This is a genomic window from Robiginitomaculum antarcticum DSM 21748, assembly GCF_000365025.1.
In the GTDB taxonomy this organism is placed as follows: domain Bacteria; phylum Pseudomonadota; class Alphaproteobacteria; order Caulobacterales; family Maricaulaceae; genus Robiginitomaculum; species Robiginitomaculum antarcticum.
Map to the genome: position 1 here is coordinate 1,172,959 of NZ_KB823011.1, position 25,511 is coordinate 1,198,469.

22 protein-coding genes are annotated in these 25,511 nt (G+C 51.1%); 11 read left to right on the forward strand and 11 right to left on the reverse strand.

Features of this window, described 5'->3' with window-relative positions; all coding sequences use genetic code 11:
• Positions 1–195: 195 nt before the first annotated feature.
• Together H142_RS0105550 and H142_RS0105555 are read left to right on the forward strand one after the other, a co-directional pair.
• Complete coding sequence (locus H142_RS0105550; RefSeq protein ID WP_017931116.1) at positions 196–1,335, forward strand: GNAT family N-acetyltransferase; 1,140 nt, start codon at positions 196–198, stop codon at positions 1,333–1,335.
• A complete protein-coding gene (locus H142_RS0105555) occupies positions 1,326–2,555 on the forward strand; it encodes an ATP-binding protein (RefSeq protein WP_017931117.1) in 1,230 nt (409 codons plus the stop codon). Before H142_RS0105550 ends, H142_RS0105555 begins: the two co-directional genes overlap by 10 nt.
• Before the next feature lie 10 nt (positions 2,556–2,565).
• Here H142_RS0105555 and H142_RS14515 read toward each other — a convergent pair whose 3' ends face one another.
• Entirely contained in the window at positions 2,566–4,005 is a 1,440-nt protein-coding gene (locus tag H142_RS14515) for an oligosaccharide flippase family protein (protein WP_017931118.1), read from the reverse strand.
• A complete protein-coding gene (locus H142_RS16190; RefSeq protein WP_156811898.1) occupies positions 4,002–4,601 on the reverse strand; it encodes a hypothetical protein in 600 nt (199 codons plus the stop codon). Before H142_RS16190 ends, H142_RS14515 begins: the two co-directional genes overlap by 4 nt.
• Before the next feature lie 714 nt (positions 4,602–5,315).
• On the opposite strand from H142_RS16190, the gene eda reads away from it, so the two are divergent.
• The 3 genes from eda (at position 5,316) to H142_RS0105580 (ending at position 12,043) form a co-directional block, all read left to right on the forward strand.
• The gene (gene eda, locus H142_RS0105570) at positions 5,316–5,945 is read left to right on the forward strand and encodes a bifunctional 4-hydroxy-2-oxoglutarate aldolase/2-dehydro-3-deoxy-phosphogluconate aldolase (RefSeq protein WP_017931120.1); all 630 of its coding nucleotides are present in this window, start codon (positions 5,316–5,318) and stop codon (positions 5,943–5,945) included.
• Positions 5,946–6,146: 201 nt separating this feature from the next.
• Positions 6,147–7,928, forward strand: a complete 1,782-nt coding sequence (locus tag H142_RS0105575) for an autotransporter assembly complex protein TamA (RefSeq protein ID WP_017931121.1) — start codon at positions 6,147–6,149, stop codon at positions 7,926–7,928.
• Positions 7,928–12,043, forward strand: coding sequence for a translocation/assembly module TamB domain-containing protein (locus H142_RS0105580; protein WP_017931122.1), 4,116 nt, complete (start codon positions 7,928–7,930; stop codon positions 12,041–12,043). Before H142_RS0105575 ends, H142_RS0105580 begins: the two co-directional genes overlap by 1 nt.
• 15 nt (positions 12,044–12,058) lie before the next feature.
• Here the strand turns inward: H142_RS0105580 and H142_RS0105585 are convergent, their stop codons facing one another.
• Complete coding sequence (locus H142_RS0105585) at positions 12,059–13,645, reverse strand: cisplatin damage response ATP-dependent DNA ligase (RefSeq protein ID WP_017931123.1); 1,587 nt, start codon at positions 13,643–13,645, stop codon at positions 12,059–12,061.
• On the reverse strand, positions 13,645–14,697 hold the full coding sequence (locus H142_RS0105590; RefSeq protein WP_017931124.1) for a ligase-associated DNA damage response exonuclease: 1,053 nt from the start codon (positions 14,695–14,697) through the stop codon (positions 13,645–13,647). The genes H142_RS0105585 and H142_RS0105590 overlap by 1 nt, the downstream gene beginning before the upstream one ends.
• 39 nt (positions 14,698–14,736) lie before the next feature.
• Here H142_RS0105590 and H142_RS0105595 point away from each other — a divergent pair, with 39 nt between their 5' ends.
• From H142_RS0105595 to H142_RS0105605, 3 genes are read left to right on the forward strand one after another with little or no spacing between them, the layout of a single operon-like run.
• Positions 14,737–17,232 carry a ligase-associated DNA damage response DEXH box helicase gene (locus tag H142_RS0105595; protein WP_017931125.1) on the forward strand — a complete coding sequence of 832 codons (2,496 nt, stop codon included), beginning with the start codon at positions 14,737–14,739 and terminating at the stop codon, positions 17,230–17,232.
• Positions 17,225–17,899, forward strand: a complete 675-nt coding sequence (gene pdeM, locus H142_RS14525; RefSeq protein ID WP_017931126.1) for a ligase-associated DNA damage response endonuclease PdeM — start codon at positions 17,225–17,227, stop codon at positions 17,897–17,899. The genes H142_RS0105595 and pdeM overlap by 8 nt, the downstream gene beginning before the upstream one ends.
• A complete protein-coding gene (locus H142_RS0105605; RefSeq protein ID WP_017931127.1) occupies positions 17,886–18,281 on the forward strand; it encodes a DUF4112 domain-containing protein in 396 nt (131 codons plus the stop codon). Before pdeM ends, H142_RS0105605 begins: the two co-directional genes overlap by 14 nt.
• A gap of 48 nt (positions 18,282–18,329) precedes the next feature.
• On the opposite strand, the gene H142_RS0105610 is transcribed toward H142_RS0105605, so the two are convergent.
• A complete protein-coding gene (locus tag H142_RS0105610; protein WP_017931128.1) occupies positions 18,330–18,650 on the reverse strand; it encodes a hypothetical protein in 321 nt (106 codons plus the stop codon).
• A 35-nt stretch (positions 18,651–18,685) separates the two neighbouring features.
• Complete coding sequence (locus H142_RS0105615; protein WP_017931129.1) at positions 18,686–18,868, reverse strand: PLDc N-terminal domain-containing protein; 183 nt, start codon at positions 18,866–18,868, stop codon at positions 18,686–18,688.
• Between the two features lie 622 nt (positions 18,869–19,490).
• Between H142_RS0105615 and H142_RS0105625 the strand changes: the two genes are divergently transcribed.
• Positions 19,491–19,844 carry a response regulator gene (locus H142_RS0105625; protein WP_017931131.1) on the forward strand — a complete coding sequence of 118 codons (354 nt, stop codon included), beginning with the start codon at positions 19,491–19,493 and terminating at the stop codon, positions 19,842–19,844.
• Between the two features lie 175 nt (positions 19,845–20,019).
• On the opposite strand, the gene H142_RS16195 is transcribed toward H142_RS0105625, so the two are convergent.
• The 4 genes from H142_RS16195 to H142_RS0105645 all read right to left on the reverse strand — a co-directional run bounded on the left by H142_RS16195 (position 20,020) and on the right by H142_RS0105645 (position 23,816).
• Positions 20,020–21,105, reverse strand: coding sequence for a GAF domain-containing protein (locus H142_RS16195; RefSeq protein WP_017931132.1), 1,086 nt, complete (start codon positions 21,103–21,105; stop codon positions 20,020–20,022).
• Between the two features lie 84 nt (positions 21,106–21,189).
• Positions 21,190–22,590, reverse strand: a complete 1,401-nt coding sequence (locus H142_RS14535; RefSeq protein ID WP_017931133.1) for a DUF2254 domain-containing protein — start codon at positions 22,588–22,590, stop codon at positions 21,190–21,192.
• On the reverse strand, positions 22,587–23,597 hold the full coding sequence (locus H142_RS0105640) for a mechanosensitive ion channel family protein (protein ID WP_017931134.1): 1,011 nt from the start codon (positions 23,595–23,597) through the stop codon (positions 22,587–22,589). The genes H142_RS14535 and H142_RS0105640 overlap by 4 nt, the downstream gene beginning before the upstream one ends.
• Before the next feature lie 3 nt (positions 23,598–23,600).
• Positions 23,601–23,816: a hypervirulence associated TUDOR domain-containing protein gene (locus H142_RS0105645; RefSeq protein WP_026147825.1), complete on the reverse strand. Its 216-nt coding sequence runs from the start codon at positions 23,814–23,816 to the stop codon at positions 23,601–23,603.
• 123 nt (positions 23,817–23,939) lie between these two features.
• Here H142_RS0105645 and H142_RS0105650 point away from each other — a divergent pair, with 123 nt between their 5' ends.
• On the forward strand, positions 23,940–24,407 hold the full coding sequence (locus H142_RS0105650) for a hypothetical protein (protein ID WP_017931136.1): 468 nt from the start codon (positions 23,940–23,942) through the stop codon (positions 24,405–24,407).
• Between the two features lie 10 nt (positions 24,408–24,417).
• Positions 24,418–25,140 carry a Crp/Fnr family transcriptional regulator gene (locus H142_RS0105655; RefSeq protein ID WP_017931137.1) on the forward strand — a complete coding sequence of 241 codons (723 nt, stop codon included), beginning with the start codon at positions 24,418–24,420 and terminating at the stop codon, positions 25,138–25,140.
• On the opposite strand, the gene H142_RS0105660 is transcribed toward H142_RS0105655, so the two are convergent.
• Positions 25,137–25,496 carry a hypothetical protein gene (locus tag H142_RS0105660; RefSeq protein ID WP_017931138.1) on the reverse strand — a complete coding sequence of 120 codons (360 nt, stop codon included), beginning with the start codon at positions 25,494–25,496 and terminating at the stop codon, positions 25,137–25,139. The genes H142_RS0105655 and H142_RS0105660 overlap by 4 nt on opposite strands.
• Positions 25,497–25,511: the final 15 nt, after the last annotated feature.

Genomic DNA, 25,511 nt, shown 5'->3' on the forward strand with positions numbered 1-25,511 from the left:
AGATTATCTATGTAATGAGAGCACGATTAGGATGTTTATGAAGTTTGGTTTCATTTCTATTTTATAGCGTTAAAATTCAGCCAATCCTGAATAATAATCTTAACCCAAAATTTATAGCAATTTAAATCAATCTTAAGCGACTTCGGCTATCTTATTGGGTCTAACATCAAAATTACAATTTTCGGCTAAGCGGTAATGGTAAACAAAATACATAGATTTAAAGTTTCAGACATTCCATCAGAGTTTTGGCGTGAAATGGATGATATCCGAAACAGGCAAAAGGCATATCGAAGCCCGTTTTTTGCCCCTGACTTTTTCAAAATTGTTGGAGATGTGCGTGAAGATGTTAATGTTTTTATAGGGGAGGATGACCACGGCCTAAGCTTTTACTGGCCTATGCATTTGAGTTCTTTTGGCAAGGGAAGAGGTATTGGGGGCCCGTTTTCAGATCGAAACGGCCCGGTCAGGCGCAGCGACTATTCCCTGGACTTGCCCGCATTTTTAGCGGGTGAACACGTTCATAGTTTTATGACATCCGGCTTAACTCATGTTGAACTACCGCAATCCAATATTTTAAGACTTATTCAAACCAATGGGTCAGATCTCACACAGGGGTGGGAAACATTTCTAGATACTCAAAGGCAGACTTATCCGTCTTTTTATAAACGTATAAGGCGGTTGGGCCGTAAATTAGAAAAAGACTTTTCCGAAGTCGAATTTCGATTTGATGACAGACGACCTGAAACTTTTGACCGTCTTATCATGATGAAACGGGCGCAATATAAAGCCACCGGGCGGCATGATGTCCTCAATCCCCCTTGGGTCAGCGCTATGTTTGATCGCCTGCACGCATTGGACGGCGAGGGCCTCAGAACGCGTCTATCCAGTCTGTATGTTGATGGGAAGCTTGCGGCGGCTGAATTAAACCTTCAAAGCCATAATGTGCTGCATGGCTGGATTGTGGCCTATGACACACAATATTCAAAATACTCCCCGGGAAGTTTGCTAACGCATTTTGTTCTCAAGAATTTAGAAATTAACGGCATGACATTTTATGATTCCGGGATTGAGGGGGATCATTACAAAAAATATGTCTCTAATCATCACAGCTTGCTGAAAACGGGAATAGTTACCGCCGCCTTCAAACGCAGGAACATGCAGCAGGCGTGCGGGCAGGCATGGCGGTTTGCTGAAAAATCCCTGCCGGGGAAACTTTCATCCATTCTCTCAAGAACGCGTCGGCGCTCCGAACAAATTCTTGCCACTGAAGTCGGCGCGCGATCCTCTGCAAAAGGATATCTACGGGCTCTGAATACGGACATAGAATGGCGTTAAAATCCAAGCATAATATTTTGATACTGGGGGACGCACGGATGGCCTTCCCGGTCATGAAAGCTATGGCCAAAGCGGGTCACGCTGTATTTGCGGGCGTGTCGATATATAGCAATTATATGGAATGGTCGCGTTATTTAACCGGAAGTTTCTGGCATGAGCCGCTTGAGCCGGGAACAGATGAAGCCTTTCCCCGCGTGCGGGACTGGCTGTTAGAACACCCCGAAATTGATACCATCCAGCCCGTCAATGAAGCCAGTATACGGTTTGTGACCCGCCATAGAGATTTTTTCGAAAGTCAGGCTATTCTCATTTTACCCAATCGCGGGATCATTAGCCTGGCGTCTGACAAGACGGCTATGTTTGATCTTTGCCGTGACCTTAATGGCCCGGTTGCCCCTTATGCGGCGGTTCACAGTCTTGCAGATATCGAAACAGCGTTAGAGACAATCGGCTATCCCTTCATCTTGAAACCGTCAAAAGTTGATGCCTATATATTTGACCGGAAAGCGCTTATTCTAAAAACAGCTGAGGATTTTAAATCACAGTTTCCGCATTGGCCTGACATACACCCTGAACTTTTAATGCAGCGCTATGTTTCGGGTCCGCGTCATAGCGTGATTTATTCAGCTTATGAGGGACGCCTGCTTGGCGCTTTGGAGATCAGGGCAGGACGCACCCATGAAAATGACGGCACGGGCTATACGACATATGGCATCACCGTAGAGCCCAACCCTATTATACGCCAGTCCGTTGAAACGCTTGTCAAAGCCATGAATTACAGTTTTACCGGCTGCCTGCAATATATTGTCGACCCCAATACGGGCGACGTCACATTTATGGAAATTAACCCTCGCGTCAGCCTTGCCCGCCTCGCGGAATGCGGGGGACTGCCCCACAGCCTTTGGGGGCTGTCTATGGCGCACGGCACGGCCCCTAGCGGTTTTAACGATCCGTGGAGCTTACCGACAGGGGTGGAATATGTCTGGACAAAAGGGGAGCTGACGCTTTTAGCCCAGCTCTTGAAAAGCAAACAGATCTCCCTGCGGGAATTCGGCAGCCGTTTGACCGGCGCCATGCGGGACGCCGCGCGCTCTCATCACGCAATTTTTGATATAACAGATCCACTCCCTGCTATCGGTGTTTATACGAATAAAATTATTCGCCCTTTTGTAAAACATTGGCGGCAGCGAACAGGTTTTGAGCCGGCGAGCGCTTCATAAACCGTCTATATCACGCCGCAGCGCCCAAAGTCTTTCGCGCCCATCCCCGTACGCCTGCAATATCGAAGCTTCCAATAATTACGGTATAAATAATGGCGCCGCACGCGGCCATTGCAAAAAGATCAACCCACGGGCCAAACCCCAGGGCTATAAATTTGACAGGATACATAGCGCCGCAGGCCATCATAATTAACGCCGCCTCCTTAAACGGAATGGGCAAAGCTACATGCTTCCTCCCAATCGCGCCGACAAGAATAACGGCAAAAATATAGGATATGAGCGTCGCACTTACCGCGCCCATAAGGCCGTATATGGGGATTAACATCACATTTAAGATAATATTTAAAGCCAACGGAAATATCATCAATACGGCTTTGAGCCGCATCTTTTTGACAAGATGAAAACTTTCAGAAACATAAAAGGCGAGAACACCATTGAGCAGCCCTGAAAATGCGATCCAAGGGATAATAGATTTAGCAGAACTGCGTAAACTCTCGCCTATCATAGCATCGGCTAAAGGGTTCGCCACTAAGGCAATGCCCGTTGCGACCGGTAAGCCGGCAACCAGAATTAATATAGCAAAATCCTTTGCGCGCTTATTTAGAAGGGCTTGATCGCCTTTTTCGAAAGCTTCCATAAGAAGGGGTGATCCGGCCATTGCAATCCACGATATCAAGAACACAACGGTTTTGTCTGCAACGCCATACCCTGCAGCATAACTCCCGACGGCGGCCTCCCCCATGTAATAAGCGATTAAAAACCGATCTGCAGAAGACAGCATTAGATCAAGCCCTAAAGCAAATGCCGCAGGAATACCAAAGGCCATCCAGCGTCTCATGGTTTTAGACTCTGTTTGGCCTTTCAACGCCTGCGCTAAAACCCACCGTCCTTCGACGCAGGCCAGAATGACGGCCCCGGTGGCCAGTCCTGCAAAAGGAGCCAAAGCGCCTAAACCCGACTTCCATGCCAATAACACGCCGACGCTAAAACCAATGGCGAGCTTTGCCATAGCCGAAAGCATAAACCGCTTCACATTCTGTTGAGCGCGGTGGGCCTCCATGGCAATTTTAATCAGGGTGTTGAGCGGCATAATCACTGCCATGAATGGAATAAAATTTCGATATTCAGCAGCGTTCCGGCTAAAGAAAAACAAAACCGTCAACAGCAGAGCTGTAACGCCCAACGAGGCAAGCATAAGAGTGGTCGCTGTGCGAAAATGATTGGCGCGATCCGAGGCCGTTTTATACTCACCGCCCATGCGGTAAGATGAGGCCTCGACCCATGTCAGGCTGAGCATATGGATCAGGGCCATGACAGAAAACATAAGCGCGTAGCGTCCATAGTCTTCAGGGCTTAAAAGGCGTGTATATAAGTATATTCCCCCGAAGGAGCATAGCATGGCTAGAATTTTAACGGGGGCATAGCCTATTAAATGGCGCGTGAATTTCATCCGGAAGAGTTAAGGCGGGCTGCCGGGTCTGAATATTTAGTGAGAAATATTCTGGCTAACGTTACAGCATGAAAGGTGAACCAACTAAATATTCCGAAAAATTTTGCGCTGTCTTCCATAATGACGATGTTGTCTTCAATACTGTGCAATAGCGTATCCAAACCGAGACTCGTGCCCACGCCTATTGCGGCCAACACTAATATCCAGAATTCAGCTGACATAATGACCCGCAAAGAAATGAGGCCGTATACACCCGCCAGCGCGACATAAATAAACAGAACAAATAATTGCGGGACGCCTAATTCCGGAAAAGCGACTTCGTGCAAAAGAAACGCGTCATCCAGACCCAGCCATGCCGATAGAAGGCCTGAGGATAAGGCAAATCCAAAAAAAGGTTTCAAGCGGGGGTTAAGGAAAAAGATGAGCGCCGAAAACAATGCTATCGCCGCTGTGGAAATCCACAGAAATATTCCCAAATTCGAAATGAAGCCGTAATAAATATGGCAGCAATCATCAGAAAACTCAGCTGCTGTGAGCGCATCAAAAAACATCCATTTCGGATTGACCCAAGGCTGGACGATAACAATTGCTAACAATATTGCGGGTAAGATAATTACGCATAAGGCAGTCCAAAGACGCAAACTGCGCGATAGTGTTAGCCCCTCATACTGTTTATGAAATAATCCGGCCAACATTGATAATACCCCAATAAATAATGTAGTGATTGAGAGTTTAACTTTAGGTCATTAAAATCTCAATAACACCCATTCTAATTTCCCGTACAATAGCCATATTATTTAGCGGCGGCTCCCGCCTTAAAAATAAAACCCAATTCCTCTTAAGGTGCTGTCCGGCCTGCCGTCTTAATGGCCGGTATCGGCGTCCGGTTGGGTTTTGGGATTACGTTTGCGAAGGCTTAGATGGCGGCGCTGATAGACTAGGTTACGGTAAGTTTGAGATATTTATATATCCTGCCTAGTCCATTATGATCTTGGCTATATTTTCAAACACGCCGCCAATCGTGTCGAACTTTAAACCCATCGCGAGCTTTCGCGCCACATGAGCGCGATTTGACGTTGCGCTAAGGGATGATCAATCTGCCTGACAATAAGCTGTGGATCGCTTTTGGCTTCAGAAATTGCATATAGGCTTGGCAATACGGCGGTATGGCGCGGAGTTCTTTAACAGCACTTATGACCCTTGCGAAACAGCTCAGGTTTAGACATGATGCCGTGGATTTTGCGGAGCCTATGCTCTTCTCATTTGATGTTTAAAAGGGCCAAACTCCCGGCCCGGCCTGAGGAAAAATTATGTTCGTCGCCCTTAAAAAAGCCCCTGTTGTTCCGCTTATTCACTCTGACGATACAGAATTGGCCAAGAAAACGGTTCAGGCCCTGGTCGATGGCGGTCTGCGCGTGGTCGAGGTGGTCCTGCGCACTGACGCGGCTATGGACTGTCTTGAGGCGATTGCTAAAGACTGCCCGGACGCGATTACAGGTGCAGGCACAGTGCTCAGTCTGGATCACGCTAAAGAGGTGATTAAACGCGGCGCGACATTTGTTGTCTCTCCGGGTTTGGATGAAGAGGTTGTGAAATATTGTCAGTCTAAAAACGTGCCGATCCTGCCGGGTATTATGACGGCCAGTGAGCTTCAGAAAGCCTATAACCTGGGCCTTCGTACGGTGAAGTTTTTCCCGGCCGGTCTGGCGGGCGGCGTGCCGATGCTTAAGGCTTTTACGTCCGTATTTCGGGATATGAGCTTTATGCCGACGGGCGGCGTGTCCGCCGCTAATCTGGCAGATTATTTGGCAGTGCCCAAAGTGGTGGCTTGTGGCGGCAGTTGGCTGACGCCGAGCGCAGAAATCGCAGTCGGAAATTACGCCGCTGTGACTAAGCTGGCCTCAGAAGCTGTCAATATTGCGCGCTCCGTGCGCGGTTAAGCGCCTTATCCCACGATAAATTTGCGGCGGCCGAATATTAGCCCGTTCACCCGCCGTTCAACCCTGCAAGCTTACCAATATGTCATCACGATGGGGCGCTGGATATGCGACGTTGCGTTGCTCTCATTCTTTCAATTGGATAGTGACAACCCGATGATCGGAATAAATATTATACCCGGATGTGAGAGCTAAAAGAGCTGTATGGCGCGATATCATTATTTAGCCAGTCTCAGCGTGCCTGTCATTTGCGCAGTGATAGCGTCTCCCTGCGCGGCGCAAACAGTATCGGTGAGCTATGCAGTCCCGCTGGATGAAGAAATTAAAGAGACGATAGCCGAAACTTTACCTGAAATCACCGAAGCGCAATCGGCACTGCATGCGCGGCGTCAGGCACGGCAGGCGCAAAAACTGGTTAAAGATGCACTCAACAGTTATGGCTATTATGATCCGGTGTTGACGACGTCCGTGGACGATATAGACGGTCGCCCCGCGCCATTATTGTCCGTCGACCCGGGCCGGCTCTTTACTGTGGATAGGGCGCAAATCCGGTATCTTGGCGAGTCTCCCCGCGAGGATGATCTTAAAGCCGTTGAGGATGAACTTCCGGTAAAGACAGGTCAGCCCGCCATTCCTGCCCAAATCATTGATGCAGAGCGCGTGATAGCGTCCAAACTTCGCCGTCTGGGATATGCTTTCTCTGAGATCCGGGACCGCGACGTTATTGGTGACCGCGACGTAGCGACGATCAGCGTGCGCTATAACGTAATGGGCGGCGAACGTATCCGATTTGGCCGCGCGGTCTATCCGGATAATATCCGCACAAAGTCCGACTATCTTGATCGGTTAAATCCGACGCAACCTGGCGAGCTTTTTGATCCCGAACAGATCGGTCTTTATAATTCGCGTCTGTCAGAAACGCGACTGTTTAATTCGAGCAGCGCGCGGCTGTCGGAAGAGCCTGTCGAGATCGCGCCAAATGGCGACGCGGTTCACGACATTATTTTGTCGCTGAGTGAACGTCCCCGCAATACTTTGGCGCTGGGCGGTAATTACGGCACGGATGAAGGCTTTGGCGTGACCGCTGAGCTGACCCGCCGCAATCTAACCCGCCGCGGGGATATGCTGGTGGCCAATCTTAAATTAGCGCAGCGCGAGTCCGGCATTGATTTGACATGGCGGCGTCCGAACGAGCTGGGGTACGGTAAGGGCCTTGTGTTTAGCGCGGCGGTTCTGGACGAAGAGACGGATGCTTATGATCAGCAATTGGCGCGCGCCGGAATCGGATATGAAGTCATTAAAGGCCCCGAATTTTCTTATAATTTTGGCGTAACCGGACAGGTTATCCGGGAAACAGACTCGCTGCAGACGCAGGATTTCCAGACTATATCGACCTATGGCAGCGCGAAAATCGATAAATCCGATAGCCTGCTGGATCCACGCAAGGGCTGGCGCGCAGAAGGACGGATTGCTCCGACATATGCCTTTGGCGGCGATAGCGGCGGCTTGCCTTATGTTCGGGCCGTAGGGCAAATTCGCGGTTATCTCCCGCTGGATGAAAAAACGCGCTATGTCGCCGCCGGACGCTTGCGTATCGGGACGCTATTGGGCGCGGAAAGTACTGACGTCCCCGCCGATAGCCGCTTTTACGCCGGCGGCGGCGGCTCGGTTCGCGGTTACGAGTTTCAGGCAATTGGTCCCGTTAATGCTAATAATGATCCTATTGGCGGGCGTTCACTTATGGACGGTTCAGCAGAGTTTCGCTGGCGTTATAGCGACAAAATCGGTGTCGTTGGCTTTGTTGATGCGGGCAATATCTCAGACGAACAATACCCCGCCTTTGATAATATCAAAGTCGGTGCAGGTATCGGGGCGCGTTATATGACGCCGGCCGGTCCAATCCGGTTTGATTTCGCGATCCCGCTTAATCCGGATGATGATGACGAACCCGTGCAAGTCTATATTTCAATCGGGCAGGCATTCTGATGGGCGCGATTGTGAAACGTCTGGAGGCCAATAGCCCGCCCGTGCGGTGGTGGGGCAAAGCCATTCTATCCACGGTACTGTTAATCAGCACCGTCCTGATCATTGCGCGCATAGTGCTGACCACAGCGTGGATGGCCGGCATTGTCGAAGCCCGCATTGAAGCCGCTTCGCCCGCAGGCCAGACGATAGAGATTGACGGCCTGCACGGCGATCTGATCGGAGCCCTGACAATCGACGGCCTAACCGTGTCGGATGCGGATGGCGTCTGGCTGACCGCGCAGGATGCAAAACTGAACTGGTCACCGCTTAAGATTTTATTCGGGGATATTGATATCGACAATCTATCAGCGCGCCTCGTGGATGTGAAACGTCGTCCTCTCATCGTGACGTCGGAGAACAGCGGCGGCGGTATTACAATCGATACAATTGCGCTGCGAAATCTGGATTTTCCACAAATTCTGCTTTCCGACCCTATTGTGCCCGAGGCTATGGCGCTGCGGGCCAGAGGCAGCCTGATGCATGGCAGCAATGGCGGAGCGCTGGTTTTGGACGCCCGCACGCTGGGCGACATCGCCAAAGACAGCGCTGATATTGATCTGCAGTGGTCGGGCAAAAACCTGCTGACCGGACAGGCGCAAATTATATCCGCCCCTGACGGGTTAATATCCACTCTGCTGCGCACCGGCTCGGCTGACCTCCTTACGCTCGATATCGAAACATCGGGCCAAGCAGAAAATCTATCAACCGTAATAACCGGGCGGTTGGGGGCGCGTGAGGTTTTAGGCGGCAATATTGAGAAAACAGGCGAGCAGGCGGCCCTGCGCCTAAATTTCGCCGCGCAATATATTCCAATTTTAAAACCTTATGCCGATTTTTTAGGCGGCGATCTTCTCGTCACCGCAAAGCTGGACTCGCTGTCTAAAGACGCGAAAGTCCAATCTGAGATCTCCGCGCCAAATCTCAATATATTTGTGATCGGACAGGCTGCGGATAACGGGTTTACATTTTCGGAGTTGAGCGCAGATATCGCCTCTCCGCTGAGCCTTGTCAAAGATGCGCCTGTCACAATAGGGCGGGTTAAATTTTCAGGACGCGGCAGCTTTGGTGATCCGTCTTTATTATCGGGGCAGGTGCAGGCCAGCGATATCGTCTATGGCGAAAACAGATTAACGACGCTCGCGGGACCGATTGATATTAATGTTGACGGCGACATGCTCAATATCGATACAGATCTGACGGGATTGGCGGCTCAAAGCGGCGCATTCGCTGACAGTGCGCGCCGTGCTGTGACGGTCAAACTCGATGCCGCCTATAATATAAAATCGCAAAGTGTAGACATTGTTAGCTCGGATATACGCCTGCCGGGCTTGACGCTAAGTGCAAAAGGGCGCGCCGATATTGCCAAACGCAGCGGCGACATATCGGGGCGTTTTAATGTCAAAAAATCTGGCCTAATTGCAGACATTCCTGCGGATTTAAGCGGCACGTTTTCAACCTTTGGCGCGCGAGGCGGCACAGGGCTGCGGGTTCAAGGGCAAGCGTCAAATCCGGACGCCCTGCCTGAGCCTTTGGCGCAATTATTGACAAATACTGCCGGATTTGAATCCGATATTATTTTCGCAAAGGACAAATCGATAAAGTTTAATAAGGCCCGCATCACATCCGAAAAATTGACGGCCACAGCCAGCGGTATTTATGAGACAGGCGGGAACATGGCCGCTGACTTTACGTTTGATGCACAAGCGTTCATGATGAATAATCTGGACATTTCAAATCTGCAGGGCGCCGGTAAAGTGTCAGGTACGTCCGATAATTTGAAATTTGATATAGAGGCGCAGTCGCGCGAAATCATCGTATCCGGCCAAACCTTAAATGATGTGAATGTCATCGCTGACGGAACTTATAAAGTGGGCGCTCTGGACGCACAAATTGATCTGGACGCACAAAATGCCCGCGGGGTGCTGAGTGCTAAAACGCGGGTTAGCTATACGAAGGGCAGCTGGAACGTCGCTGACCTTGACGGCGCGCTTGGAGATCTGCGCTTTGAAGGTAATATCAATGGACAGGGCGGTGATCTGGCGGCGCTGACGGCTGACTTCAATGTATCAGGTGACCCGTCCGGCTTTATCCCGGCGCAAAATGTCACGGCATATGTCAAACTGACCGATTCACGCGCAGATATGAGCGGCGAAATTGAGGGTCTTACCGCCGGACCTTTGGAGGGCGGAGCGCTGAGCTTTACCGCTAAGGGCCCGCGTGACGCCGTCGACTTTGACATGAAATTGACCGGCTCAACGCAGATAGCGGACGTTCAAAGAGAGTTGACGTTAAACGCACAAGGTCAGGCGAACTTGCTAGGCCCGGATCTGTCGGTCGAGGCGAACGTTAAGGCGGAGTTAGGCCGTTATATATTTGAGACAAATTCGCCGCTGCGCGTCTCACAAACGCAAGACGGTTTATCGGCGAACGGCGATATTTCGGGATTACGCGGCGACGTCAAATTTGATCTTAGCGGGGCAGATGAGACTCTGAGCTTATCCGGAACGTCTATTGCGCTGGCCGATGTCTTGACGCTGGCGGGCCGCGCGGCGTTAGAGGGCCGCCTTAATTTTGACGGCAAATTTGCGGCTGCTGCTTCAGGACTGGAAGGACAGATTGGCGCGCGGATCACGGGCGTCAAACAACCGGGTAGCGATGTGCCGCCATTAGAGGTATCAATTGACGGCGCGATCATAGACGGGCAGCTCGACCTGAAGGCCATCAGCGAGAGCGGTGAACTGGATGGCCGGGCGGCGCTTTCCGGCCCTGTGCAGACCTTTGCGCGCCCGCCCTTTATGACGTGGCCGCCAGCCCAGCCTTTGCAAGGCAAAGCGTCTGCAAGTGGTAATATCGGCGCGCTGGCCGAGCTGTTTATGCCGCCCGAAACGGATATGAAAGGCGACGTCAATCTTGATTTGAACTTTAGCCTTCCTTTGGACGCCGCGGGAATGGACGGCACCTTATCTATGACCGGCGGCAGTTTTGAACAGGGCACAATCGGGTTTCACCTCAAAGATATGGCGTTCTCAGCCGATTTGAATGAGACATCGATCACCGTGTCGCGATTCAGCGCATCAGGGGCGGGGGGCGGCTCGCTTTCCGGCGGCGGACGCATGGGATTGGGTTCTGATAAAGGCAGCGCGCTTGATTTGACCGCAAAAAACCTCAAGGTTTTTGACCGCCGCGAAGGCTTTGCAACGATGAGCGGAGATCTCAAATTCAGTCATGACAATAATAAATTGACTCTGACCGGAGATTTGGTCGCCGAAGATGCCAGCCTCAGCATAGATAAATTACCCAGTGCGGGTCGCCCGACACTCGACGTCAATTTTGAAGGCGAAGAGGACGACAATAAGACTGACGACGTCAAAACGGTGACCGCGCTTGATATTACGCTGACCTCACCGGGGCGCATCGCCCTGCGTGGACGGGGCGTAAATGCGTCTATGGGCTTGGACATGAAAATCACCGGATCGTTCACAGACCCTATTATCACCGGCGAGGCAGAAATTGTGCGCGGACGGTTTGATTTTATCGGCAAACGTTTCGAGTTTGGTGACAGTAAAGTCGTGTTCCAAACGCCGGTGACTAACTCACAGCTCGATATTTCCGCTGTTCGCGAAACTTCCGACCTGACAGCGACCGTGCGTATTACGGGAACGGTGAACCGTCCTGAGATAGACCTATCCGCTGAGCCGGATTTGCCTGAAGACGAAGTGCTGTCGCGTATTTTATTCGGCCGCTCCGCCGCGCAATTGACCGCGATTGAGACAGCCCGTTTGGCTGCCGCCTTGGCGCAGCTGTCCGGCGGCGGGGGCTTTGATCTCATGGGCAATCTGGAAAATGCGCTAGGACTGGATACGCTCGATTTCAGTCAGAGCGAGAGCGGCGCCGCGCAAATAACAACCGGAAAATATCTGGCCGATGATGTCTATGTCGAAGTGCGCAGCTCAGCCGAAGGTACGCCGGGTTTGGCCGTGGAATGGACCCCGCGAAAAAATATCGAGATTGAAGCTGAAACAACGCCGGGCGAGAGCCAGCGCCTGTCTATAAAGTGGAAAAAAGACTTTGATTAAACGGTTAGACGAAAATTAGGCACCGATCAGCGCGGCAATAGCGGTAAGTCTGTCCGCTTCTGCGGCGGGTTTGTCCCAGCGGATGCGGTGTATGCGCGGGAAGCGCAGCGCATAGCCGGATTTGTGGCGCGCACTTTCATGGGCGGAGTCAAAGGCGACTTCGAAGACCAGCTCTTTTTCGACTTCCTGCACGGGGCCGAACCGCGCCAGCTTGTGATTTCTGATCCATTTGTCGATCTCTTTAAGCTCCTCGTCGGTGAAGCCAAAATAGGCCTTTCCGATCGGCAATAATTTATCCTCTTCATTCCACAGACCAAATGTATAATCAGAATAATAGGAGCTGCGTTTGCCCGTGCCGCGCTGCGCGTACATGAGGACAGCATCGAGCAGAAACGGATCACGTTTCCATTTATACCAGCCATGTTTCGGACGCCCGGGAACATATAAAGACGACTTGTCTTTAATCATCAGACCTTCAATCAGACCGCCGGTTTGGGCCGCCTCTTCGCGCAATGCAGTCAAATCATCGGTTGTCTTAAAATTGAGCTTTTCAGACATTGAAAAGCGGTCCGGATTCTGATCTGCGGTTAAAGAGGCAAGGTGAATGCGGCGTTCTGACAAGGGCAATTTACGGAGATCCTCACCATTTAACGATAAAATATCATAGGCCATAATGTGAGCAGGCAGTTGCTCCATCAGTTTTTTGCTCGGTTTTTTCTTATTGAGACGTTGCTGCAAATCATTAAACCGGCCAATTTCGCCGCCGGGTTTGACAAGAAGTTCCCCATCAATCACCGCATTAAAGTCCGCCGCGTCAACCAGATCGGGAAAGCTGTGAGAGATATCATCGCCTTTGCGCGAAAAGACCTTCACGCCGCTTTGACCTGCAGATATTTGAACGCGAATGCCGTCAAATTTCCACTCCGCCTGATGGGTGTCCGGACTGATACGGTCAAAATCCTTATCCTCTATCGGGTGGGCGAGCATTACGGGGCTATAGGTCAGCACGCCGGACATATCCGGCTTGGGCGCGCGCCCGTCTATCCATGCAAACAGATTTTCATAAGGCGGCTCAAGACCGTGCCACAGCTTTTCAATATCATCGAGCGGTACGCTTTTCATATTGGCCAGTGTGCGTTTGACCGTGCGGGCCGACATGCCAATGCGCAGGCCTCGCGTGCCAAGCTTAAGCAGCGCCCAGCGCTGCGCAGGGGTCATATTATCTAATAGCATAATTAGATAATCGCGAATGCCAGCTTTGTCCCGGCTTTGAAACTCGTCAATAACATCGGCCAAATCCGGCAAACGGTTCAGGCGCACGGGGCTATCAGATTGCGGCCAGGCCAGCGCCACCGTCTCGCTCATTTCTCCGACATAATCGCGCGACAGATCAAATAAAAATGGATCCATACGCTCTTGCATCAGGCTTTTAATGACATTGCGCTTAAATAGGTCAAAGCGCAGCGTTCCCGCAATTGCGGCCAGCGTCCACCCGCGGTCCGGATCAGGCGTGGCTCTTAGATAATTCGATAAAATCGTCTCTTTGGCCAGATTGGAATTGGTAAAATATAGATCGTCAAGCAGACGCGAAAAGGCCTCCATTATTCCACGCCCTCATCGCGGCCAATCAGGTTCAGCCCTTTTGCATTAATGCCCTCGCGGCGCAGAGCATATTCCAAGGCTTCGACGCGGCCATGGGTAATCCAGACATGCGGCGCGCCGGTCTCTTTGCAGGTGCGGATCAAATCGCCCCAATCGGCATGATCGCTAACAACCAGCGCCATTTCAGCGCGTTTCTGCCGCGCCCGCGCGCGGATTTGCATCCATCCCGAGGCCACAGTGGGCAGGGGATCGGCAAAGCGCCGTGACCAGCGGTCATTAATCTGAGCGGGCGGACATAGAACGAGCTTGCCGCGAAAACGGCCTTTATCCGCGCGGGGTATCTCGCTGACCAATTCCCACGCGCCAAAATCCTGACCATAAGATTCGTATAATTCAGTTAGGCGTTTGAGCGCGCCGTGCAGGTAAAAAGGATGCGCGTAACCCGCGAGCCGCAAGGTCTTCATAACGCGCTGGCATTTGCCCAGAGCATAAACCCCGACAATATGCGTGCGCCCGGGCAGGGCGCGCATGGAGCGCATCAATTTATCGACTTCGCTCTCCAGCGGCGGATGCTGGAATACGGGCAGGGCAAATGTGGCCTCGGTAATAAAAACGTCGCACGGCACAACTTCAAACGGCGCGCAGGTCGGGTCGGGATGACGTTTGAAATCTCCGGCGGCAACCACGCGCTGACCGTTATATTCGAGTACCGCCTGCGCGCTGCCCAGAATATGTCCGGCGCTGGCAAACCATAATGTGACGCCTCCGCCCAGATCTGTGCGCGCGTCGTAAGCTAGCGCCGTCTCGTGAGTGTCGTCATTAGTGTAATAGCGCGTCCGCATAATCGCGATCGTTTCCGGCGTTGCGAAAACCTCGCCATGACCGCTGCGCGCATGATCGGCATGGCCGTGGGTGATGATGGCACGGCCGACAGGCTCGACAGGATCGATATAACAGTCTGCGGGCTTGCAATACAGGCCCTGCGCTCTCACCTCCATCCATGTCTCGGCAATGCTGCTAATTTGCACCTTTTTTTCGGCTGAGGCGTTCATTTAATATCCTAACTTGAATCAGAGTAACTACGCGCCACCATGCTTCACAGACTTAACTCTTCCGCCGCGAACCAAGTTCCAAAAGGGCAAGTTCCGGACGGATTCACCGACTGGTTTGCCGCTCAGGGTTGGGCGCTACGTGATTATCAGCGCCATATGATAAGTGCCTATAAAGCGCGTCAGAATACACTCCTGATTGCGCCAACGGGCGGGGGTAAAACGCTGGCCGGATTTCTCCCCAGCCTGATTGAGTTGTCGGGCAAAGATAAAGCGCAAAAGCCAGCGCTACACACATTATATATCTCCCCGCTTCGCGCTTTAACCAATGATATTGAGCGCAATTTGACGCGCCCTGTCGCCGATATGGATTTGCCGATCACCATTGGCGTGCGCACGGGGGATACCAAACAATATCAACGCCAAAAACAGCGTAAAATACCACCGGACATTTTGCTGACCACGCCGGAAAGCCTAATGCTGCTGCTGTCTTATGAAAATGCAGAGCAGTATTTTGCCTCCTTAAAATGCGTCATTATTGATGAGCTGCATAGCTTTGCTACAAATAAAAGGGGTGATTTTACATCTCTGGCCCTGGCGAGGCTCAAGACCTTGGCCCCGGATCACATCCGCTTTGGTCTGTCCGCTACTGTCGCTCATCCGAAGAAGGCCGCGCAGTGGCTGGGCGTTAGCGGCGAGGCGGCAACTATTCATGAAGTCATTTCTGCCGCTAAACCCGACATTACGATTATTGAGCCGGAGACGCGCTTTCCACTCGGCGGGCACAGTCCACGGTTCGCGACACAGGATATTTACCGTGCCATCAAATCTGCGCGCAGCGTCATTGTCTTTGTCAATACGCGCGCTCAGGCCGAGCTTTTGTTTCAGCATCTATGGCAGGTCAATGAAGATAATCTGCCTATAGGCGTCTATCATGGCTCGCTGTCGCGGGATCGCCGCCAAAAAACGGAAGCCATGATTGCGTCAGGAAAGCTTCGGGCGGTCGTGTCTACATCGGCGCTGGAAATGGGTATTGACTGGGGCGATGTCGATATGATCCTGCAGGTCGGCGCGCCGAAAGGGGTCAGCCGTTTGCTGCAGCGTATCGGACGATCCAACCATAGACTGGACGAGCCGTCGCGCGCGCTCATGGTGCCGACCAATCCGCTGGAAGCTGTGGAGTGCGATGTTGCAATTAAAGCCATCGCTGCGGGGAAGCGAGACGGCGAGGATTACCGCCCCGGCGGTATGGACGTTGTTGTGCAATATATTGTCAACCGCGCCTGTGCCGGCAAGGTCAAACCACGTGAGCTGCTCGCCGAAATCCGCAGCGCATCGCCTTATGCCCATTTAACCAAAGCCGATTTTGATAAACTTCTAAGCTTTGCTGAAGATGGCGGCTACGCCCTTAAAACCTATGAGCGCTTTCACAGGTTAAAATCCTCCTCTCGCGGATATAGCATAGCCAGTCCTGCACAGGCCCGACGTCATCGCATGAATATCGGCACTATTGTCGAATATGCCAAATTAAAAGTGCGCCGCATAACCAGCCCCAAATCGAAACGCGGGCGCATCATTGGAGAGATTGAAGAGCGTTTTGTCATGAATCTCACGCCCGGGGACACCTTTATATTTGCGGGCGAGGTTCTGGCTTATCAGGGCATTCGCGACATGGCGCTCAATGCCAGCCCTGCGCCGCGAAAAAAACCTCAGGTTCCGGCCTATTCAGGCGGCATGATGCCCCTGTCATCCTATCTGGCTGACGGCGTCCGCGCGAGTGTGGCAAACCGTGAGAAATGGCGCGACCTACCGGAGCAAATACGCGACTGGCTATATTTGCAGTCCGAGTTCTCCGCTTTGCCTGCACCGACAGGCGTCTTGGTCGAAGCGTTTTTTGACCGCAATGACCACGTTATGGTGGTGCATACATTTGAGGGCCGCAAAGTTAATCAGGCGCTGGGGTTTCTGCTGAGCAAACGCATGGAGCGGGAGGGATTAAAGCCGCTGACATTCAGCATTACCGATTATGCTTTGACGCTTACATCGCTGGAGCCGGTCAATGAAGTCCGCTCGCTCTTAAGTCCTGATATTCTGGATAATGATCTAAACGAATGGATAACAAATTCACCCATGGTGAAGCGCTCATTTCGTAAAATCGCAACAATTGCGGGGCTGACGGAGCAGCGCCTGCCCGGCGCGCAGCGCTCTATGAAACAGGTGACATTTAGCACTGACTTGATTTACGATGTTCTGCTCAAATATGAGCCGGATCACATTCTTTTGCGTATTGCACGCGAGGAAGCGGAAAATGACCTCTTGGATATTCCGCGCCTGCGCGACTGGCTGCTCGAAATTGACGGGCAGATCACGTTCAAAGTTTTACCTCACGCTTCGCCGCTGTCTATTCCGTCTATGATGCAGCTCGGTAAAGAGCAAATTCGCGGCGAAGCGGATAAAGCGATTTTGCAATCACTTGATGGCGGCGGGGCCGGTATGGTCATGCTTGATAATGTGCGCCGGAGCGTCGCCAATGGATAAGGGCCGTATATTCCAGACCCGCGCCGGAGAGATCGTTTTCGACGCCCGCAAGGCGGCCTTTCTGCCGCGCTCCAAGACATTGCTTGTTGCGGATTTGCATTTCGAAAAGGGCAGCTATCTACAGATGCGCGGTCACGCGCCGCTTCCCGCCTATGATACGCAGGTAACGCTAGCCCGCCTGTTTGATCTCGCCGCGGATTACAGGCCGGATCACATTGTTGCGCTGGGGGATAGCTTTCACGATATAGAGGCCGGCCTGCGCCTGTCCGATCTTCACCGCGAAGCGATCAATCTTTTGATTAGCGGCGCTGGGAACTTCACCTGGATACTTGGCAATCACGACCCCGACATTCCAAGCGGCCTGAAAGGCGGGCGTGAAGACCATTTGGACATTGACGGATTTTTTCTTACTCACATGCCGGAGCCGCCCGATGACACTCAGGTCAATATTTGCGGGCACTTACATCCCAAAGCCCGCGTGGGCACGCCGCGCCGCGCAATCACCCATCCGTGCTTTGCGTGCGGGGCGCAGCGTATCATTATGCCGTCATTTGGAGCCTATACAGGCGGCCTATATGTGACGCATGATGCTATTAATCGCGAGCTTGCCGCGCCGAAGTCCTATGTTCTGACAGATATGAAAGGTCTCTACCATGTCAAACCTTGAAGCCGAAATTATGCCGCCTGAGCACATAGAGCAGCGCCTCAACCATATTGACGGTTTGGCCCGGCTTATGGACAGTCAGTTCACCCTGCCGGGCACACAAATTAAGCTGGGTCTGGATGCACTGGTTGGTCTCGTCCCCGTGATTGGCGATACCATATCGCTCGGCGTCTCCGGATATATTGTTGCCCACGCTCACAGCCTCGGCGCGCCGAAACGGCTGCTCACTCGCATGGGATTTAATATTTTCCTAGACTGGTTGATCGGTTTGGTGCCGCTTATTGGTGATATTTTCGATGTTGGCTGGAAAGCCAATAACCGTAATGCCGATCTTTTGCGCCGTCATTTCACCCCTAAAGTGCCACAAAAAAAGCCGCTCCGGTAAAGGAGCGGCTCTTCTTATTTAACTTAGCCGGTAAGGCTTGAGCAAAATCTACTGATCAGGCTCAACTTTTACGTCAACGTCAACGTCAATGTTATCAGCTAGATCGTCGGCTTCTTCACCTTCTTCCGGCAGATCAATATCGATAGTTGGGACTTTAACGTCAACTTTTTTAGTGCCGACTTTTACGTCAGCAACGTCAATGTCAACTTTAGGCATTTCGCCGCCTTCAACGTTAACTTCCGGCAGTGAGCCGGTATCTGTCAAATCGATGTCGGTTAACAGAATGACACCTACGATAACGGCCAGCGCGACAACGCCGCCGATGATCCAGGGTGTTTTACTTGTAGTAGTTGTATCATATTCACTCATGGTAATTCCTCTCTAGAATTGAGTTCGCGAAAAATTTAGACGATCCGCTTGTTTGATTTAGGTCCGATGAAGAACCAGACGATTAAGCCAATAACCTGTGCAATCAAAATGAACAACGTCCATAGAACCTTAGCAGTTCCCGACGCGCTTGATTGCAGTACATTGACGATGGCCCAAATGTCCAACACCAATATGATTATGCCAATAACGTACTCCATTAGGCCTGTCTCCTCCGTAACAGCTATCGGCCCTAAAGGCCGATAGTCAGATTAACGTATGTTCACCTTATAGGTTCCCAATGCTTTTGGGAACGTCAATCGACTATGCGGGGTAATGTAGTTATTCGTTTTTGTCAAAGCGGTAATGTAACGTCATATTACCGTATAATCACGGCTTTCAACCGATAATGAGCCTGCGAAACCCGCTTCGCATAGGTAGCAACGGTTTCGTCTGCCTGATGTCCATACATAAAAACCCCTCAATCATCTGGGTCTATGCCGTATAAAAGCCTTGGAATGCCGCCCGCTCATAAGCATGCTTGGCCCGAATACGGCAGGGATATGGAACAAATGCCCATTCACACAGTTATTAGAGCAAAGGAGACCTAAATGCGCTTTATTTTCAGAACAATCGCCGCCGCCACTATTTCATTTGTTGTGCGGGAATTTTTAAAAACCGACCAGGAAAAGAACAAAGTGAGTAAAAGCCGTTAATTTGGCTATCGGATTGCACGCGGCTTCAATGAAATCTTGTTTACGGTCAGTAAACTGCAACAAGGCAACCATTCCAGTTTCAACAGGCAATTCGGAACAAAATGCGGACTAGCTACGTTTTAAAATTATGACCAAGTCAATTTTAATAGTCGAAGACGACCCGTTCATCGCGATGGACCTGCAGGACACTTTTGAGTCTGCGGGATATGTCGTGATCGGTCCGGTCGCCGGCGTCGCAAGCGGCATGTCTTTGATCGAAAGACAGACTCCGGATGTTGCGATGCTTGACTATAACCTTGGAGAGACCACAAGCGAGCCGATTGCCAAAGATCTGTTCCGCCGCAATATCCCCTTTCTCTTCTTAACGGGCCAAATGCCAAAAGTGGTTGAGAATAATGCATTTAGCGGGGCAAAGATTATATCCAAACCCTTCAATCCGGATCATTTGGTTGAAAGCGTCGAAAGCCTGACACAGAATTAGATAAGAGGCGGCCCGCATATTGGACAATAAACCCTTGGCTAACGATATGGGAGGCAGGGAAGGCCGTTAACCCCATATCGCCGCCAAGGCGCCGACGATGTCGTCTGCAATTTCTCAGTATAAGCTTGCCCGTCCGCTCACATTAACCTGTGATAAAGCGACTGTCATTCATATATTAGGCAATTTGCCGTATCCGTAGCGGATCACCGCTAAATTTGTAAACAAGGCCGGTTGGCGCGAGATCGTAATCAACTTCGCCTTTGAATTCTAACGGTACAATGCGGCGCAGAATTTGTGACCCAAAACCTATACCGGGATCTTTTTTAAAGCTTAGTCCGGTTACAGCTTCCCGCCATTCAAAATCAAACTTTTGTCCATTCGACCAAGAAATGTCGATTGCACCGTCCGGCGCGCTGAGCGCCCCGTGTTTTACAGCATTTGTAGCAAGTTCATTAATCATCAATGTCAGCGTAAATGCGCCGCGCGGCGAGACATCAAAATTGTCAGCGCTTTGTATATTAATCCGCTTATCGGATCCCTCAACCTGAAACGGAGCCAATGTGGTTTCAATAATTTCATTGATAGGCGCGCTGGTATAGTGGTTATTGGCTAAAAGCGCTTGTGTTTGGGCCAAAGTCGTTATGCGCTCGCGCAAGCGCTGGGCGAATTCTTTTTGCCCGTCGACGCTGCGGTTCATGAGTGAAATTAAGCTCGATACATGGGCGTACATATTGCCCATACGATGCTTTAGCTCTTCGTTCACGACAGTTAGGTCATCAATAATCCGCTCTTGCGTGACGGCTTCGATCTCCGTCATCACGCTGATGGCGATATCCGTCAGAATTTGCTGCTGTTCGGGGCCGAAATCGGATCGCGGCTTGCTATCGATAATGCATAATGTGCCGAGTGCGTATCCGTTTTTGGTAATTAAAGGCGCGCCCGCGTAAAATCTGATTTTAGGGTCTCCGGTCACGAGCGGATTATCAACGAAACGTGGATCCAGACTCGCGTCATTCACAACCATAATGTCGCTGTGTTTAATTGCGTGGCTACAAAAAGCCTGGCTTCGGGGGGTTTCGCTTGTGTCCAGACCGTGCTTGGATTTAAACCACTGACGGTCTTTATCAATGAGAGAGACAAGCGCAATCTCGGTTTTCAGAACAGTTGCCGCCAGACGTGTCAGTCGGTCGAAACGTAATTCTGCGGCAGTATCAAGGAGGTTGGTCTTATCAAGGGCAGATAATCTGCAAAATTCATCCATGTGACTGGCTTACCTAATAATGAATCCCCCGAGCCTGTGTCAGCTAGCACAGGGCCAGTCTTATCCCAAATGTTTTTTACAACCCTAACCGCGCCCGCCTATTGAAGATTGGGAGGCGCGTTCAGACTCATAATATTCACTGTCTGCAATAGCGTTCCCGCTCTTTGCGTCGAGCGCTTTAATATCGCTTCGATCTGCATCGGATCGTAAGGATTGCAATGCCGCTTCGGTCAATTGCTGCCTCTTGAGGTTCAAATAGTCTTTGTAATTATCATTCGGGCTTTGAGCCGCAAGCTCGGTCAGAACGGTCAGCATTTTGAGCGCTGCATTCCGATCGGTCGCAATATAGCTTCGGCTATTGTCACAAATGGTATCGACAAAGCGCTCAAAACTAATGGGGTAGGTAATGATTCGAACCTTACCGCTCTCCCCTTTGCGATAGGGGCTAGGAATATTACCTTGCATCAGCGTTTTAATCGAACTGTGAAACCAATTTATACAATTCATCGCTGTGTAAGGATCATTTACGCCCGGTGATAAAGCTCTCGCGAGAATCTCGACAAGTTCATCAGCCAGAAACAATATGTTTTGATGGGCGGTGCGTTCCTGCCCCATAGCATAAGAGGCGCGCAATTTACCCTTAAGATCATCTTCACCGGAATGAAGGCCCTCGCCCCGGACCTGAATTAAAACATCACCGCGGGTTATAAAATCTCCGGGGCGGTATTGAAGGCGTATGACAGCGTCATTCTCATCTGCCCATTTGAGGAGCGCGTCTTCATTGACCGCCTGAATATAGCCTTCGGTTTTGGCATCAATTTTAATGGCATCATCGCGATCAAAATCTGACAGGTCGAATTCATCATCTTCGTCTTTATCTGAATGGCCTAATGTGCTGGGAAACATTTTTTCAATATCTGTGCGCAATTGCCGCCCGACGCGCCCGGTAATTTTTCCGACATTGAGCGTCTCAGGAATATGATGGATAAAGAAGATCATGACGCCGACGCTAAACAGCGTCAGTACCATAGCGACCAGTAGAGAAATGTTTGGAACGAATTCGGTCACAGCATTTTCGACGTCTGCGCTATCGCCTGTCCGCGCAATACGCAGGATTAAAATGCAATAGATAAATGTGGACGTAAACGTGCCGAGCGTGAATTGATTGGCGCGGTCGCGCATGAAATTGCCAATCAGGCGCGGGCCGTACTGTCCAGCCGCGCTGGTCACCGCGACCATCGTAATTGAAAATGTAACACTGGCGACCGTCATCATCGATCCGGCAATGGTCGTCAGTATGGCCCGCGCGCCGTCCGCTTTATTAGAATGAAAGATGCCCAGCGAGTTGACCAGCTCGGGATCCAGCCGCTGATCAATCTGCGTCGTCACAAGCGCGAGCAATACTGCGCCGATCGCCATCAGCCCGGGAATGAAATAATAACTGCTTTGCAAATCATTCCAAAGCTTGATTAGCCCCGCATTCATGTGCGCGGCTCTGCAATAGCCGGGTCAGATGTTCCGCCCTTGCCGAGAACTTTATAACGCGGTGAGGGTGCGCCGTCATGCGGGGCCGGCCACCCTTCGCGTTGCGCATTTCGGTCGCCGTCTGTTTCCTCGGTCTGATCATGGAAGAGATGAACGCGCGTATCATAAGGCATATCGATTTTAGCGTCATCAAGAGCGAGCTTTACAGCACGGATAACGTGAGAGCGCATCATCACCACATCCGAGCGGTGACTCTTGCACCACCATCTGGCGCGGATAGTCACCCAGCTGGCGGCTAAATCCCACGCAAAGGCTTCCGCCGCCGGCTTTGTCTCGACGCCTTCAATCTTGTTTATTTCGCGTAATATAATCTCGCATGCGGCGTCAATATCATCGGCATATCCGATGCCGATGTCATATTGGCTGCGGCGAAAATCATTACCCGTTTTGACCAAGACGGCATTGGTATAAATATCGCTGTTTGGAATAACGGCGCGCTGTCCGTCATAGGTTGTCACGATGGTGGCGCGGGTCTCAATATGTTGAACTGTGCCTTCATATTCGCCGACTTTAATCTGATCTCCAATCTCAAAGGGCTGGCGGATCAGGATTAGCAGCCCGGCCAACCAGTTTTGTAAAATATCTTTAAACGCGAAACCAATCGCGACAGAGCCTATCCCCAGACCGGCGACCAGATCACCGAGCTTTAGCGTCGGTGATATAATCATAGCCGCCAGCATAATGCCGCCGGCCAGCGTAATGGCTTTCATGAATCCACCGAGCACTTCGCCAAGGTTGGACCGGTCACGGCTTTTGAAGTTTTTCGTTACAAGTCTTTTAACAAGTTTGGAAAGCAGCCAGAACGTCACGACGACAAGAATTGCGACAATAATATTAGGTATAAGCCTGATAAATCCGTCCAGCCACGCATCAATTCGCTCCAGAGCCATGGCGGGGTTGACGTCGATTTCACCGGCTTTGTCGGCAGGGATTTGGCTGTCTTGCATGGGTTACGCTTTCGAGATTTCGCTATGGGATTTCATGACGCGGTCGCCATCGTCCTGTTTGATCATATAAGCCGGTTCATTGTCACCGGCGTTGCGGGTGACCTCTGACCCCTTGAGTGTACGGGTTACTTTCTCTGTAAAAACTTCGGATATTTCACCCGTGGCCGTACCGTTTCCCCATGACCATTTAACTTTTGTGCCGCTCTTATATCCGCTCATAAATGTCTCCTTACCGATTTCAGTACGCAGGCGCTGTCGCATCGTTCCGTGTAAAATTAAGTTTCGTTAAGGAACCGAAGGCCCGCTGGAGCATTTGTTAAGTAAGATACACAGGAATACGCCATGAAACTCGCACTTTTAGCCCCGCTTGCTCTGCCACTGGCATTCTTGCCCAATCTCGGCGCGACAACGACTAAGATGACCGCGCAAAACCGTCCAAGCTTCGAACAGGCCTATGTCAATCCGCAAATGATGCGTCTGCAAAGCTGTAAGCCTGCAACGCTGGATGTGTATTTCCACGAAAATTATCTCGCACAACACTCAGCCAATTACTTAAAAGACGCCGTGACCGTGACGGCCAATTGCGACATTGTCAGCGTGAAAATTGCGCCGGTTCTGGGCAAGGATTATACACCTGTAGAGGCCAATCAGGTCGATGCCAATAGCCGGGAACTTGGATTGTGGCTTGACAGTCTCGGTTTAAAATATCAAACAAATCCGCCCGCCGTTCAAAAACACTATGACAGCATGACCCATAACGGACGTACGGCTCAGCTTATTTTAGAGGTGAAGCCGGCCCGACGCTCATAAGAAATAACCTATGAAAAATTTGATTTCCCGCATCGGGCATTATGTCGACATTGGCGGGGACAAATTTAATCCTCTGGACAAGCTGAACCACCGGATTGAAACCCGCCGGCCGGGTGAGGACATTGTGCGTGTTGGCGAAAAGGTTGACAGCGTCTTCGTTATCGAGTCCGGATGGGCTATCCGGTTTCGGATTTTGGATGACGGACGCCGGCAAATTCTCAATTTCATGTTGCCCGGCGATTGTTTTGATATGATGGCTATGGTCAAGGCTAAGTCAGACCACGCCGTCAGCGCGGTAACGCAAGTTATTCTCAGGCGTATCAGTTCCAGCGACTTTCTCTCCGCTATGTCTCAAAACGCGTCTTTGGCGACGGCCTTTTGGTGGGTTGGCGTGCAGGAAGAGGCAATATTAAGAGAGCAAATTATTCGTATCGGCCGCCGGTCGGCTAAGGAGCGCGTAGCGCATTTACTGCTTGAGCTAAACCGCAGGCTCGCTGCTGTCGAAGGCCGTGAGAGCGATACAATTAATCTACCTATCCCGCAGGCCCTCTTGGCCGACTCGCTTGGTCTGTCGATCGTTCACATTTCACGCACGCTGTCAAAACTCCGTGCCGCGGGATATATTTCAACCAATCCGTCCGGTGTTGATATTCTGGACCGTAAAGGCATGGCGGAAATGGCTGATTTTGACAGCCACTATCTACACTTGGATAAGCTTAAACTGTCCGCTTAGGTCTTTTCAGGCTTAGGGGATTCTAATGCGTCTATAGCAATTGCGGACGCATCTTTAAACTGTTTCATAAGTGACGTCAGGCTTTTATTTTTAGTGTTCGATAACAGCGTGTTCAACGCCAATACAAATTTGTCTTCACGTTTGCGGCAATCCTCATTCAAATGCGCGTCATTAATTTTATCCGGTAAATTTGCCGCGGCGATTTCCTCGTCATGATCTCCCACAAAGGTGTTACCGTTATCGATAGCATGGCTTTCAAAAATAGATTCTGTTGAATCTAAAAATGCTTTGGTATCCGACAAAAGGCGGCCCGTAACACTTTGCGCTTCATCATTGGTTTGGTGGTCATAGACCATTGCAAAATAGGCATA

Excerpts from the sequence above, each read along its gene's own strand:
- H142_RS0105610 (WP_017931128.1), bottom strand. The coding sequence starts at position 18,650 with ATGAGTGAATATGATACAACTACTACAAGTAAAACACCCTGGATCATC.
- H142_RS0105605 (WP_017931127.1), top strand. The coding sequence starts at position 17,886 with ATGTCAAACCTTGAAGCCGAAATTATGCCGCCTGAGCACATAGAGCAG.
- pdeM (WP_017931126.1), top strand. The coding sequence starts at position 17,225 with ATGGATAAGGGCCGTATATTCCAGACCCGCGCCGGAGAGATCGTTTTC.
- H142_RS0105650 (WP_017931136.1), top strand. The coding sequence starts at position 23,940 with ATGAAACTCGCACTTTTAGCCCCGCTTGCTCTGCCACTGGCATTCTTG.
- H142_RS0105640 (WP_017931134.1), bottom strand. The coding sequence starts at position 23,597 with ATGCAAGACAGCCAAATCCCTGCCGACAAAGCCGGTGAAATCGACGTC.
- H142_RS14535 (WP_017931133.1), bottom strand. The coding sequence starts at position 22,590 with ATGAATGCGGGGCTAATCAAGCTTTGGAATGATTTGCAAAGCAGTTAT.
- H142_RS0105655 (WP_017931137.1), top strand. The coding sequence starts at position 24,418 with ATGAAAAATTTGATTTCCCGCATCGGGCATTATGTCGACATTGGCGGG.
- H142_RS0105660 (WP_017931138.1), bottom strand. The coding sequence starts at position 25,496 with ATGGTCTATGACCACCAAACCAATGATGAAGCGCAAAGTGTTACGGGC.
- H142_RS0105625 (WP_017931131.1), top strand. The coding sequence starts at position 19,491 with ATGACCAAGTCAATTTTAATAGTCGAAGACGACCCGTTCATCGCGATG.
- H142_RS0105590 (WP_017931124.1), bottom strand. The coding sequence starts at position 14,697 with ATGAACGCCTCAGCCGAAAAAAAGGTGCAAATTAGCAGCATTGCCGAG.
- H142_RS0105550 (WP_017931116.1), top strand. The coding sequence starts at position 196 with ATGGTAAACAAAATACATAGATTTAAAGTTTCAGACATTCCATCAGAG.
- H142_RS0105595 (WP_017931125.1), top strand. The coding sequence starts at position 14,737 with ATGCTTCACAGACTTAACTCTTCCGCCGCGAACCAAGTTCCAAAAGGG.
- eda (WP_017931120.1), top strand. The coding sequence starts at position 5,316 with ATGTTCGTCGCCCTTAAAAAAGCCCCTGTTGTTCCGCTTATTCACTCT.
- H142_RS0105645 (WP_026147825.1), bottom strand. The coding sequence starts at position 23,816 with ATGAGCGGATATAAGAGCGGCACAAAAGTTAAATGGTCATGGGGAAAC.
- H142_RS0105580 (WP_017931122.1), top strand. The coding sequence starts at position 7,928 with ATGGGCGCGATTGTGAAACGTCTGGAGGCCAATAGCCCGCCCGTGCGG.
- H142_RS0105615 (WP_017931129.1), bottom strand. The coding sequence starts at position 18,868 with ATGGAGTACGTTATTGGCATAATCATATTGGTGTTGGACATTTGGGCC.
- H142_RS16195 (WP_017931132.1), bottom strand. The coding sequence starts at position 21,105 with ATGGATGAATTTTGCAGATTATCTGCCCTTGATAAGACCAACCTCCTT.
- H142_RS0105555 (WP_017931117.1), top strand. The coding sequence starts at position 1,326 with ATGGCGTTAAAATCCAAGCATAATATTTTGATACTGGGGGACGCACGG.
- H142_RS0105575 (WP_017931121.1), top strand. The coding sequence starts at position 6,147 with ATGGCGCGATATCATTATTTAGCCAGTCTCAGCGTGCCTGTCATTTGC.
- H142_RS0105585 (WP_017931123.1), bottom strand. The coding sequence starts at position 13,645 with ATGGAGGCCTTTTCGCGTCTGCTTGACGATCTATATTTTACCAATTCC.
- H142_RS14515 (WP_017931118.1), bottom strand. The coding sequence starts at position 4,005 with ATGAAATTCACGCGCCATTTAATAGGCTATGCCCCCGTTAAAATTCTA.